12 protein-coding genes are annotated in these 12269 nt (G+C 49.3%); 8 read left to right on the forward strand and 4 right to left on the reverse strand.

Annotation, left to right across the window (positions count from 1 at the left end; all coding sequences use genetic code 11):
• Window positions 1-39 precede the first annotated feature (39 nt).
• Genes ACTNE6_RS11125 through ACTNE6_RS11140 form a run of 4 tightly spaced genes read left to right on the forward strand, consistent with a single transcriptional unit; the run spans window position 40 to window position 3213 of the window.
• The gene (locus tag ACTNE6_RS11125) at window positions 40-576 is read left to right on the forward strand and encodes a flavoprotein (protein ID WP_434485487.1); all 537 of its coding nucleotides are present in this window, start codon (window positions 40-42) and stop codon (window positions 574-576) included.
• Window positions 573-1961 carry a DUF6513 domain-containing protein gene (locus ACTNE6_RS11130; protein WP_442496737.1) on the forward strand — a complete coding sequence of 463 codons (1389 nt, stop codon included), beginning with the start codon at window positions 573-575 and terminating at the stop codon, window positions 1959-1961. Before ACTNE6_RS11125 ends, ACTNE6_RS11130 begins: the two co-directional genes overlap by 4 nt.
• Window positions 1961-2536 carry a DUF447 domain-containing protein gene (locus ACTNE6_RS11135; RefSeq protein WP_442496738.1) on the forward strand — a complete coding sequence of 192 codons (576 nt, stop codon included), beginning with the start codon at window positions 1961-1963 and terminating at the stop codon, window positions 2534-2536. Before ACTNE6_RS11130 ends, ACTNE6_RS11135 begins: the two co-directional genes overlap by 1 nt.
• Window positions 2533-3213, forward strand: a complete 681-nt coding sequence (locus tag ACTNE6_RS11140; RefSeq protein ID WP_442496739.1) for a (5-formylfuran-3-yl)methyl phosphate synthase — start codon at window positions 2533-2535, stop codon at window positions 3211-3213. The genes ACTNE6_RS11135 and ACTNE6_RS11140 overlap by 4 nt, the downstream gene beginning before the upstream one ends.
• Before the next feature lie 121 nt (window positions 3214-3334).
• Here the strand turns inward: ACTNE6_RS11140 and ACTNE6_RS11145 are convergent, their stop codons facing one another.
• A complete protein-coding gene (locus ACTNE6_RS11145) occupies window positions 3335-4648 on the reverse strand; it encodes a YihY/virulence factor BrkB family protein (RefSeq protein ID WP_442496740.1) in 1314 nt (437 codons plus the stop codon).
• 654 nt (window positions 4649-5302) lie between these two features.
• On the opposite strand from ACTNE6_RS11145, the gene ACTNE6_RS11150 reads away from it, so the two are divergent.
• The 4 genes from ACTNE6_RS11150 (at window position 5303) to rlmN (ending at window position 8081) form a co-directional block, all read left to right on the forward strand.
• A complete protein-coding gene (locus ACTNE6_RS11150; protein ID WP_442496741.1) occupies window positions 5303-5737 on the forward strand; it encodes a gamma-glutamylcyclotransferase family protein in 435 nt (144 codons plus the stop codon).
• A 24-nt stretch (window positions 5738-5761) separates the two neighbouring features.
• Window positions 5762-6286, forward strand: a complete 525-nt coding sequence (locus tag ACTNE6_RS11155) for a hypothetical protein (protein ID WP_194971942.1) — start codon at window positions 5762-5764, stop codon at window positions 6284-6286.
• A gap of 5 nt (window positions 6287-6291) precedes the next feature.
• Complete coding sequence (locus ACTNE6_RS11160; protein ID WP_194971941.1) at window positions 6292-6825, forward strand: hypothetical protein; 534 nt, start codon at window positions 6292-6294, stop codon at window positions 6823-6825.
• A 215-nt stretch (window positions 6826-7040) separates the two neighbouring features.
• Window positions 7041-8081, forward strand: coding sequence for a 23S rRNA (adenine(2503)-C(2))-methyltransferase RlmN (gene rlmN, locus ACTNE6_RS11165; RefSeq protein ID WP_194971940.1), 1041 nt, complete (start codon window positions 7041-7043; stop codon window positions 8079-8081).
• A 99-nt stretch (window positions 8082-8180) separates the two neighbouring features.
• On the opposite strand, the gene ACTNE6_RS11170 is transcribed toward rlmN, so the two are convergent.
• The 3 genes from ACTNE6_RS11170 to ACTNE6_RS11180 form a co-directional block, all read right to left on the reverse strand.
• Window positions 8181-9272 (reverse strand): Gfo/Idh/MocA family protein, encoded by a 1092-nt coding sequence (locus ACTNE6_RS11170; RefSeq protein ID WP_442496742.1) that lies wholly within the window; start codon window positions 9270-9272, stop codon window positions 8181-8183.
• A gap of 190 nt (window positions 9273-9462) precedes the next feature.
• Complete coding sequence (locus tag ACTNE6_RS11175) at window positions 9463-10119, reverse strand: nitroreductase family protein (protein ID WP_442496743.1); 657 nt, start codon at window positions 10117-10119, stop codon at window positions 9463-9465.
• Between the two features lie 264 nt (window positions 10120-10383).
• On the reverse strand, window positions 10384-12255 hold the full coding sequence (locus tag ACTNE6_RS11180) for a P-loop NTPase fold protein (RefSeq protein WP_442496744.1): 1872 nt from the start codon (window positions 12253-12255) through the stop codon (window positions 10384-10386).
• Window positions 12256-12269 lie beyond the last annotated feature (14 nt).

A 12269-nucleotide genomic window follows, 5' to 3' on the forward strand; every position in this document is an offset into this window, starting at 1 on the left:
AAAAACCATTAATTATACGAAATCTTCCGACTCCGAGTAATGATTAAACCACGTTTAGCCTGGGCTATCACCGGCTCCGGCCATTACATAGAAGAATGCCTGAACTTCCTGCTGACCCTGGATGATGTCGACTTGTATATCAGCCAGGCCGGCGAGGAAGTATTAAAAATGTACAGCATCGATCTGAGCGATATCCGCGCGAAAATGCCGGTCTATCGCGATAAAGCCGCCTCGGCGCCGCCGGTCGGGCATTTCTACAAGGGCCATTACCATACCTTCGTGATGGCGCCGGCCACGTCCAATACGGTCGCCAAGTGCGTGCTGGGCATCGCCGATTCGCTCGCGACCAATTTATATGCGCAGGCCGGGAAATGCAGAGTGCCCAGCATTGTCTATCCTTGTGATACCGCGCCGGAAATGGAAACGACGGCGCCGGGCGGAAAAGTTATGGTTTATCCGCGCCGGATCGATCTGGAAGCGACCGAAAAACTGCGCACATTCGAATATACGACGGTCGTCGACAGTGTCGACGAACTGATCATCAAAGTGAATGAACGGCTTAAGGCCCTAAAATGAGCGAACATATACTCTTTTTGACCGGCAGGCTGGCGGAAAAACAGCTGCATGCGATCCTCGAAAAAATGCAGCCGGAATTTACCTATACGGTGCATGAACTGGGCCTAAAAGTCGCCGCTCTAATGACCGCCGATATGATCGCCCGGCGTCTGACCGATACGTTCGGCGCCGACCGCGTCCTCGTTCCGGGGCGCTGCCGCGGCGATCTGGAGGCGTTATCGAAGGATTTGGGCATACCAGTGGAACGCGGCCCGGAAGAATTGAAGGATTTGCCGCAGTTTTTCGGAAAAGAAGCTCACAAAATCGATTTAAGCCGCTACAGCGTCAAAATCTTCGCCGAAATTACCGACGCGCCCAATATTACGGTTGAAGAAGCCATCAAGCGTGCCTATTACTATAAACAAAACGGCGCTGACGTCATCGACATAGGCTGCCTGCCGAGCACCGATTTTCCGCACATGGAGGCTGTCATCGGCACGCTGAAGCAGGAAGGCTTCACGGTCAGCATCGACTCGCTCGAGGAAGACGATCTGCTCAGAGGCGGCAAGGCCGGCGCGGACTACTTGCTCAGCCTGCACGAAAGCAGTCTCTGGATCGCCGATGAAGTAGAGTCAACACCGATTCTGATCCCCAAAAAACATGAAGATCTGGCTTCTCTGGACCGGGCCATTGAAGGCATGCAGGCCAAAAACCGGGCCTTTATCGTCGACCCGATTCTGGACCCAATCCACTTCGGCTTTACAGCCTCGATCATGCGCTATCATGAAGTCAGAAAGAAATATCCCGACATCGAGATGATGCTCGGCGTCGGCAACATAACCGAGCTGACGCATGCCGACACCCTAGGCATGAATGCCCTGCTGCTGGGCATTTGCTCTGAACTCAACATCAACAGCATTCTGGCTACCGAAGTCAGCAAGCATGCCTGCCGCGCCGTCAAGGAAGCCGATCTGGCGCGCCGCATCATGTTTGCAGCCAAGGAGCACAACATGTTGCCCAAGCATATCGATCCGGGCCTAATGGCCCTGCACGAGATATCGCCGTTCCCGTATCAACTGGAAGAAATCAAGGAAATCGCCGCGCAAATCCGCGACCCCAGTTTCCGCATCCAGATCAGCGCTGAAGGACTGCATATTTTCAACCGCGACGGCTTTCACAGCGCGACCGATCCGTTCGATCTGTATCCCAAATTGCAGGTTGAAAACGACGGCGGCCATGCCTTTTATTTAGGCGTAGAGCTGGCGCGCGCCGAAATCGCCTGGCAGCTCGGCAAGCGCTTCAGTCAGGACCAACCATTGACCTGGGGCTGCGCCGCCAACACGACAGAACCTACCGTCGACCTGCACACCTTCAAGCCGGCAGGCACTACCCTACAAAAAAAATAATGATCCAAGAAACCATAGTCACCACCGTAAACAGCTCTGGGACAGCGCACATCGCACCCATGGGCATCCATGTTTCAAGCCGGCCGAAAGCCGACGAAGTAGTTATCCTGCCGTTCCGGCCTTCGACAACGCTCGACAACCTGCTGTCCAGCCGAACAGCCGTGATCAACTATTGCGATGATGTGCGCATTTTTGCCGGCTGCCTGACCGGACGGCGCGACTGGCCATTGAAGCCGGCCGAGAAAATCAACGGCCAGGCGCTGGCGGCGGCCCTGGCCCATGCCGAAGTCGAACTAGTGCGCGTGGAAGAAGACCCGGTCAGGCCGAAACTGTTCTGCAAAGTTATTCATAGCGTTAATCATGCACCGTTTCAGGGCTTCAACCGCGCCCAGTTCTCGGTATTGGAGGCCGCGATCCTGATCAGCCGCCTGCATAGGCTCCCGTTGGAAAAAATTGAATCCGAAATCGACTATCTGCGCATTGGCCTCGAGAAAACCGCCGGCGACCGGGAACTGGAAGCCTGGAGCTGGTTGATGACCGTTATCGACGCGCATAAAAAGGAGAAGAATGCATGACCGGAATGCTTGCCAGCGTCAACAGCCTGGACGAAGCCGCACTGGTACTGAACTTACAGGCCGACATCATTGACCTGAAGCAGCCTGAGCAAGGCGCCCTGGGCGCTTTGGAAACGGGACTCGTCAGGCAAATCGTGGCCGCCATAGACAGGCGCCGCCCCGTCAGCGCGACGGTCGGCGATTTGCCCATGCAGCCGGAGATCATTTTTGAGGCCGTCAAAGCGATGGCCGAAACGGGCGTCGATTACATAAAGATCGGCTTTTTCCCCGGCGGCGATTGGCTGGGAACCGTAGATAAATTATCGGCATTGACCGGACAGCATGCCTTGATTGCAGTATTGTTCGCCGACGCGCAGCCTGACCTATCCATTATTGCCTATCTCAAAGACGCCGGCTTCAAAGGCGCCATGCTCGATACTATGGACAAGCAAAAAGGCTCCTTGATGCAAGTCATGGACGAAACGACTATCGGGCAGTTTGTGGAACAAACTAAAGCCTGCCAATTGCTGTGCGGACTGGCAGGTTCCCTCAGGCTGGCGGATATCCCCGGCTTAATGCCCTACCAAGCCGATTACTTGGGCTTTAGAGGCGCATTATGCCAGCAGCATAACCGCATCGCGCAACTGGATACAGAGGCGATTGTACAGATCAGGCAGGCTATTGCCGATGCTGCCTAAAACCACCATCACAACCAAAATTCTGATCAGGATGGTCAACGGTTTGTTTTATATCGTTGAGGCCGCGTTCGTCAATGCTCTCAAAATGTTTGCTTATGGACGTGGACCGGATCCTGGACAATTAGATGTCTTTCAATAAGCGATTTTGCTCGGCATTTTCAATACACTGCCTGAATTCATTGACGACATTCATAAACTGCTCATCCTCCCCGATATCCGGCAGATGATTCTGCCCCCGCCGCTCCAGCGCATTGATGACATAGGCTACCGTCACTTGATTGACATCGACGGCAGGCAGATAAACCTCATCGGCATCACCCTCGGTTTTAACCTGGACAACAATTTGGCAGGCCATCAGTTCGGCTAAAGCGCCATGGATAACATAGGCTGGAAGAGCCAGCCGGGATGCTATTTCAAGTGCGCTTAAGGGATCTTGCCGTGCCACGAAATTCTTGATGATTAAATGTGCCGCTTTCAGCGCGATAACCTTTTTCAGAAAAACACTTAAATCCTCGACCTTGTTCTTGCCTTGGTAATCCTCATAGTTCTGCAAATAAAAACTGATCTCGCAGCCGAACAGGACGATCATCCAGCCGATCTGCAGCCAGATGATGAACAAGGGCAAGGCGGCGAAACTGCCGTAAATGGCGTTATAGCTGGACACGCCGATTTGCAAGGTCAGATAGCCCCATTGTGCCAATTGATAGACAACGCCGGTAATCACGCCGGCAATGATGCCCGCCTTGTAATCCACTTTGAGGTTAGGCATAAAAATGAAGGTAAAAGCGAAGAGCGCAGACAAAATAACGACCGGCAATAACCCCAATAGCCTGAGCACCGCCCATGTACCCATCTCCGGCAGGTTGATGGCGTCTACCAGCCAGGTTATCTGTGTTTTCAGAAATACGGTAATACCGCTGGAAATGACCAGCAAGATGGGAGCCAGCAACATGATTGACAGATAGTCGGTTAACTTACGCCCTAACGCCCTGTCTTTGTCTATTTTCCAGATACGGTTAAAGGATCTCTCGATATGACCGATCAATTTGATCACAGTCCAAAACAAAACAATGATACCGATACCGGCCACCACTTCGCCTTGCGTACTGGCCAGCAGATTTTCCGCAAAATCGATTAACTTCAGTGCCAGCGTATCATGGCTGGGCATCTGCTCGAGCAGTTGTTCTTTCACTGTTTTTTCATAGCCGAAGCCCTTCGCGATGCCAAACAACAGGGCGAAAACCGGCACTATCGCCAATAGCGAATAAAGCGTCAAGGCGGACGCTCTCAAAGGTCCTAGGTCGCGATTGAATCCCTCATAAGACAAGAGAATGATTTTTGTGAATTTCAGCATTTTCGCCTTGAATGGCGAGAGCCGCTGTTCGCGCCGAACCCAGATGTCTTCTTTGAAATAATCGATGATATTGAGATTCATGAGCTGGCCTATGGCTGTCGAATTTCGTTGAATCGATATCGATGTTTTTCAAGCGCTATGACTGCTCGGAATGCCGCTAATTCAAAATAAGCCGTGCAGCGGCGCGCTACAGCCATAATCAATTCGTATCCTTACCGCTATAGATTGTATCAACCAGACTCTTAAACCATCGGGGCCTAAACAGCACGATAAACAGACCTATAGTCGCGGTAATCGGAACTGGGCCAATATCCAATATCATCAATAGCAGCAATGTGAAAACGCATTTGATCCTCGTAGCCAAATGACGACCGCTCATGAAAGCACCCGATTGAAATAGAAGTCGATGAATTAAAAGGATTGTAAGTCAATCCGCCCGCCAACAGAAGCTACAATGTATAATGCCATTTAGCGTAAAATACGAGGGTTAAGTACATTGCTTGGCAATAATGCATCGCTAAGCCTTCGCATGTATTGAATTCATGATGAATAATGATCCGTTTGACTGGCGCTCGCCAGCTGATGCGTGACTAAATGACATTAGGTAAAAAACCGGGCAGATGCTGAGAAAGACAGATTATTTCAACAAACGGGCCGCGCCGAAGATTTCGCTTTTGATGAGCGTATTGCCACGGTATTCGACAACATGGTTTCCAGAAACGTGCCTTTTTAATCATGCCTGATGAGTTCTTATTTGTTTATGGCACTTTAAGGCAGGAATTTGCATTGCCCGTGCATGATTTGATGAAACAACATTGCCGATTCCACGGCCAGGGCAGCATATACGGCCATCTTTATCAAGTCGATGATTATCCCGGCGTTATTGCGCCGCCCCATTGCCGCAGCCGGGTGCAGGGAGAACTCTACCGCATCATCAACAAAGATGAGCTTTTTCGGCTGCTGGACGACTATGAGCAGTGTTCGGCAAAGTACCCGAAGCCGCATGAGTATGTCAGAAAGCAGGTGGATATAGCAACAAACAGCGGCGATGTCAGCAAGGCATGGATCTATATTTACAATCGCGCAGTCGCCGGGCTGGCCCGCATCCATTCGGGGGACTACATCAGCCATGTGCGCGGCTTCGGCAAAGTCCGATACAATGCCGTTTAAAATACGTCTGTTACGGTTGCCTGCTTGATTATCAGAGTTTCCTTTTTACTGTTCCTGCTCTCGCTGCCAGTCCTGGTGCTGGCGGAAGTGTTGCTGTGGCTGAAAATTCCCGGTCTGCCTGAGTTGATTGCCAGATTTGGATCAGCCATGTTGTTGAGCGCGCTGCTCATCCTGGTCATGGCCGCATTGCTGGCCATACCTAAATTAGTCATACGCGCCGCGCTCAAATACTTTTCGGCTGGAGAGCGCCAGCAGCGCCGGCTGATGTTCGTTCAAACCCGGCAGGAGCACGTTAGGCAGCTGTTTCATTTCAGAACGTTAAAAGTAAAATACCTGAGTGAAATGCGCAGGAAGCGCCTGTTAAAGGCAAACAACCGCAAGCATATCCGGTCTTTATCGAAATCCATTCATAAAGATCTGCTGTCTATCAAAAAAGAATTGCCGAAAACCACTTTCAAGCAATTGCGGCAGGACAATATCCGCTATCGCAAACGGCAGGATATTGAAGCCCTGTTAAAACTTCAGCAAAAAATCGCCACTCTCGTCTAACGCTTATGTCTGTTTTAAAAAACTGGGTACTTAACCTCGTCAATCTTTTTCATACGGTAAAAAAAGAAAACCTCGACTGGCAGAGTGCCAATCAGGAACAGCAAGCCAAACTCAGGCACGCCCAAGTGCTGGCCGAGAAAACGCTGGAAGCCGACTTGAAAAAGCGCAACGTGCAGCTGGAGCATGACATCGCTTTGCTCAGAACCCGGCATGATGCCGAACTGGCCATGCTGAAAACTAAGTGCCAACAGGACACCAAGGATTACAAACAGTATCTGGATTCACTTGATCAGCTTAAATCTTCAATCCGGACGAGTTACGCGCATCTGCCCGAGGCGGTCGCCTTCACGATCCATCATCACGCGAAATACCTGCTCAACCAGATGTGGGAAGCCGAGGATTTTGAAGAAAAAATGCAACACGAAATGCGCCTGATCAAGTTCATGACCACCGTGCATGAAGATGCCCGATTGCATCTGGAGGGAAAGACGGTCGATAGACTGCCTGAGAAAACCTTAAGTTTGATTCAGGAGCAGTGAATACTTACAGGCTCACCTGACGGTCTGTATATGCATCCATAAAGTGTAAAACCCCGAACTTGATGTGCCGTCACCAATAAACTGATTATCTAAGCCCTGACTGCCCGAGGGATGATTGTTGCATGGAAATTAAGCCGGGTTGGAACAAAATTTGACTCGCCCTACATTAAAGCTAATCGATATCGGCAAAAGGCTGATATTGCCTGGAGAAACTTTTGAAACAGTCTTTTTATGATCTAAATTATTCTGATTTAGAGGCGGTTGTAAATCAAAATAACTTAAACCCCTCAGTGGCGACAGTTCTTTTTAACTGGTATTACAAGAAAAAAGAAAACACTCAGTGCCATAATAAAATTTCTAAATCCTCGTTGGCCTTTTTTGAACAAAATTTTGATTTCTCTCTACCCGAAATCGATACCGTTTATGAGTCACAAAGAGATCGATCAGTAAAATTTCTTTTTAGGCTTCAAGACAATCATAAGGTTGAAACCGTCCTTATCCCGTTTAACAATAAATATTCTATTTGCCTCTCATCGCAGGTCGGCTGCGCAATGAATTGTTCTTTTTGTTTTACCGGAGAGCAAGGGCTTAAAAGAAATTTGACTACGAGTGAAATTGTTGGGCAATTTCTAAAGGCTTGGCGCTGGTTGGCAACAAACAGGCCTGGAGAAGAGAGGATTTTAAATATTGTTTTTATGGGACAAGGCGAGCCTTTACATAATTTTGATGCCGTTAAAAAAGCGTGTGAAATTTTTTTATCTCAACACGGAACTTCAATTGGCGTTCAAAAAATTACTGTCTCAACGGCTGGTTATATTCCTGGGCTTAAAAGATGGAGCCAGGAAGTTCCTGGCGTGAACCTTGCGCTATCCCTTCATTCACCGTTTGAAGAAAAGAGAAATGAACTTATACCCATTAACAAAAAATATCCGCTGGATGAGGTGTTGGCCTATATTGACAAGATACCTTTAAATAAAAAGCAATTTATTACTTATGAATATATTCTGATAAAGGATTTTAATGACGCTCCGGATGATGCTGAAAAACTGGGGATGATGCTGGCTGGAAAAAGCGCTTATATAAACCTGATTCCTTTTAATTCATTCCCGGGATCACGTTACACGCGTCCGGATTTGGATAAGGTTGAAAAGTTTAAGGAAGTTTTGGATGCTTTTAAGATCCCGACTTTAATAAGAGGTGCTAAAGGTGATGACGTATTAGCAGCATGCGGACAACTCAATTCCAATAATCAGTAGGATACGGATCGCGAACGATGCGGTTCGTACCTCACCGCATCCTACCGCACTATCTACTGTGGTTGGCGTACCGATAGGTTGCTGGTATTCCATCGCTTTTTAGATCACTATTCTCCGACCGGTCTTCGCTGATGAGAATATCGTCTCCACGACCCGAATATCGCGCAGCCCTTCCTCGCCAGGCACCAGCAGAGGCTGATTATGTAAAATAGCGAAGGCATCGTCATCCATCTGCCTGGCTTGCTGGCTGTCCAGGAAGGCGTCTAATGTTTTGCCATCGCTGGTTGATCCACGGATACCGCTATACTTCTGGAAGGGTTCCAGTTTATACCAGCCTTTTTCGCAGTCCACGTGCAGGGAATTCATGCTCATAGCGAAGCTTGTCTTGCAATGCGCCTTGATGCCGCTTGGAAACTCGAGATCGAAGGTCATCGTTTCGTCCACATCCTTGAAAACTTCCGGGCGATTCGTCGACTGTTGGGCAGTCACTGCGATCGGCTCCTCCCCACTGCAATAGCGCGCGGCCTGTAGCGAATAAACCCCCATGTCGTACATGGCGCCTCCCCCCATGCTCTTTTTCTGCCGCCAGTGATCGGTTCGATCATGGTAGAAGCCGGCGGCGGCCGATATCGATTTTACCGGCCCATAGGCTCTCTCTTTGCCGAAGCGGATCACGGCCTGGGTATTGGGCTCATGCTGCATGCGATAGCCGATCGCCAGCTTGACCCTGTTATCCCAACAGGCCTTGAGCATCGCTTCGCACTCCTTGACCGTCATGGCCATGGGCTTTTCACACCAGACATGCTTTCCGGCGTTGGCAGCGCGGATGGCGTACTCCGCATGCATGGCATTGGGCAGCACGATATAGACGATATCGATGTCCGGGTTGTTGGCGATCTTATCCATCGCTTGATAGTCATAAATATTCCGGTCAGGAATGCCATAGCGCCGTTTCCACTGCTCGGCTTTGGCCGGTGTCCCGGTGACAATGCCGGCAAGATAACAGTACTTCGTTCGCTGCAAGGCCGGGGCCAGAAGGTTGGTACTGTAGCGGCCCAGCCCCACCAGGGCAACGCCCAGGCGCTCCTTGGCAGGCCGGGCCAGGATATTGAATGGAGGAAGCGCCAAAGCACTGGCGCCCAAAATCACTTGCTTAATGAATCTTCGGCGGGCAGGAAGTTGTTGTTTCATAGAGAGTCCTCGAAAAATGAAGCGGCACACATACCTGTAGATTTTTCCTAAGGAACTACGAATAACGATTGAAAGGGAGCAACTCCGCTCCCGTCAGAAGCATCAATAGCTTTTTTGTTAAGTGAAAAGTATGAAAAAAGTGGCAGCTTGTCAATTTTGCGACAGATCCGCAAATAGAACTTGCTGCGCTTTAATCCCCAGCGCCACGCTTGGGAAAACCGACTGTCTGCGACAACAGCACTTGTTGATCATGGGACAATTCCAGCGCGTCAGCAATGGCGGCACGGTCGATCCATGCGCGAATGACCGTAGACAGGCCTGTGCTCGCGGAGAATAAATAGACATTCTGTGCAATGGCGCCTGCCGCCGCAGAAGCGTAGGATTCGCGTTGAGTGACCGGAACCATCGCCATGCGCCTATGATCGGCCACATAAACCAAATCTAACGGCGCTTCATCGACAAAGTCCTGATAACCCGTTATTCGCCTCAGATCCTGCTTCACCATAAGGTCGAGCGCTTGCCTGCGAGCGTCGTACCAATAAGCTCCCTCAGGAAGTGCCACATAAACATCTATCTCCTGCGCATTTAAGGCCGAAGGTGCGGTACGCCCGCCATCGGGTCTGTTAACGCCATAAGCCGCCCAAAGCAAGTCGGAAAGTAGCTGTAATGGCAAAGCATCAGGCGCAAATTCACGCGACGAGCAGCGTTTGAGCAGCGCCTCCATAAGCGGAAGTCCACCCGCTTTCTGAGGCGGGGGCAGCGCGATCGATTCGGCCGATTTCCCCCGAACGGGACCGGGGCGCAATTGTCCCATCATTCCCAAGACCAATTTAGTCAACGTTTTCACGGTGGTTTCTCCGGATTTGTTGAAGTCAGAAGCGCGGAATCGTTTATGCTTTTTGAGTGAAGTGGGCCTTAAAAATTGCATCAACGCTTGGTTTTTTGCTCAAGACCTTTGGCTGCGTGATCACCAATATCAGCTTTTTCCCGTGCCGATATTATCTCGAGATTAAAAAATGAATAGCTGCTATGTGCCAAGAGCGGTCAATGGATAATTTCAGGTTTATGGCATGTATTTCCAGAAAGCAGTCGTTTAGGACTTACTATATAATTATCTGACATCCTCTCCAGCCGGTTGAATCGTATTAGCGAGATAGTCTGGATCGAAATCTGTAACTCGATTTCTTAGGATGCGGGCAATTTGCTTCATATGACCAGCACGTACCGAGAATATCGCTCCGTACTTTTCTTCGAGAAATGATGCAATATTTAGTGCTTTCTCGTGTTCCTCATCAACTGCAGATTTCGCTCGGGCCGATGTGACGCGGGAACCCATCCAGCGAGTAAGCTCAAACAACTGTGAGTTCGATAGCGCCTCCAATGCGGATACAATATCGTGAGGCTGTATATAAGCCGCAAACAAAGGAGTGTTCTCTTCTGAATCTAGGATCTCCAAGTATTCGTCTGGTGTTTCCTTTATCCTTGACCAGACTGATGCGCTCATTGATAGGTCTCTTTCAGACAAGTATCGCGTGTTTCTTTCTCTCACGTGCTCCAGGATGTCCAGACTATATAAATAGTTATCTGACCAAAGTCGCTCACCGACGGTTACTACATACTCCATCTTTTTGTGATCATAGAGCTCGTCAATTAGCTTAATAAGCCCCTTCTTTGCCTGCTCAAAATCCAAGTCGACCACTCCGCGCTTTATGTCTGAGGTCAAACGGTCAGCAATACGTAACAAGTTCCCGGGATGAGTAATTGATTTTTCGTCAAATACGCTTGAAATTACTGCCTCAAACACTTTCTTACTTTCGTCATCTGGTAAGTACCAGAACTTGAAAGTGTCAATGTAGTACTCGAAAGGCTCTGGAGCCTTCCAGTTGTCAAAAAAATCTACGAAGGCTGATGGACGATAGAATCCGCCGGTCACTAGATTTATTATTGAAGATACCCGCACACCTTCTGACGAATAGAAGATAGCTTCCAGTAAAGCTTTCGGGATGGGCGACGCACTATTGTCCTCATCCTGACTGGGATCATAGCCCAGTTTTTTCATGAGATCTAAAGCATCTCGGTCATCGTATTTCAGGATGGAAGACAGAAACAATCCGTCCGCCGCCTTCATTTGAACTAGCTTTGTTGCTGCAAGCGTGATCTCAAAGAACGCGAGCGCTTTAGTTGGGGAGGTATGAAAAGCATCCAAGTTGTGCATTGCTACATCACCACACAACTGGAAAGCATCAGCGAGCAGTCGAATGTTCTGGCACTTTATGTGCTCCAAGAACTGAATCATGCGTGGAGTATTTTCGCTGATGAGCTTTGCTAATATTTCCTTAGCTTCAAGGCTCCCAATTGATGCGATGTCTAAGGAAATCGACAGCAGTCGTGTTGGACTATGCGCTAGGGTGTAGACATAGCGCACAGTCTTTGTACGGGCACGTTGAAATTCAGTACGTTGGCTCTCTGGTATTTTCGACAGGTCGCCGACCAAAATACACTTTGTACCGTCATGTTCAGCCAAGCCGTTGATGTACCCCAAACAGACGCCGATGTCTCCTTGCCAGCGCTCGATGTCATCGAAACACAGAGTAAGCTTTTTTGCTTGATCAAGTGCTCGTTTTTTCCACTTCCGGAGACCGTATTGAACGGCATATCCCAACCCACCTATCCGTACTCCGTCCGTTAATTCAGAACTCGCCGTATTCAATAAACCTGAAAAAATTCCTGCGTCATCCTCTCCCAGTCTAGATGCAGATGTGAATATAGCAGATTCAATGCCGTCTATACTGCTTAGACCATAGAGCGACACGTACAAAAAGTTGGAATCATCGATGATGTCTCCAATGGCGTTCTGAACCAAATATGTTTTCCCTACGCCCCATTCACCGTCTATCGCGATGGCGTAAGGAGTTCTGTCCGCAGCGATGTATGCGCGGATTGCATCCAAGATATCCGATGTCATATCCGAATTAAAACTCATAACATTGACACTGA

It is taken from the genome of Methylobacter sp. sgz302048 (assembly GCF_052162025.1).
Lineage (GTDB): Bacteria > Pseudomonadota > Gammaproteobacteria > Methylococcales > Methylomonadaceae > Methylobacter.

Bases quoted from the DNA above. Each gene is read 5' to 3' on its own strand.
- ACTNE6_RS11130 (WP_442496737.1), top strand. From the start codon at position 573: ATGAGCGAACATATACTCTTTTTGACCGGCAGGCTGGCGGAAAAACAG.
- ACTNE6_RS11125 (WP_434485487.1), top strand. From the start codon at position 40: ATGATTAAACCACGTTTAGCCTGGGCTATCACCGGCTCCGGCCATTAC.
- ACTNE6_RS11135 (WP_442496738.1), top strand. From the start codon at position 1,961: ATGATCCAAGAAACCATAGTCACCACCGTAAACAGCTCTGGGACAGCG.
- ACTNE6_RS11160 (WP_194971941.1), top strand. From the start codon at position 6,292: ATGTCTGTTTTAAAAAACTGGGTACTTAACCTCGTCAATCTTTTTCAT.
- ACTNE6_RS11180 (WP_442496744.1), bottom strand. From the start codon at position 12,255: ATGAGTTTTAATTCGGATATGACATCGGATATCTTGGATGCAATCCGC.
- ACTNE6_RS11140 (WP_442496739.1), top strand. From the start codon at position 2,533: ATGACCGGAATGCTTGCCAGCGTCAACAGCCTGGACGAAGCCGCACTG.
- ACTNE6_RS11150 (WP_442496741.1), top strand. From the start codon at position 5,303: ATGCCTGATGAGTTCTTATTTGTTTATGGCACTTTAAGGCAGGAATTT.
- ACTNE6_RS11170 (WP_442496742.1), bottom strand. From the start codon at position 9,272: ATGAAACAACAACTTCCTGCCCGCCGAAGATTCATTAAGCAAGTGATT.
- ACTNE6_RS11145 (WP_442496740.1), bottom strand. From the start codon at position 4,648: ATGAATCTCAATATCATCGATTATTTCAAAGAAGACATCTGGGTTCGG.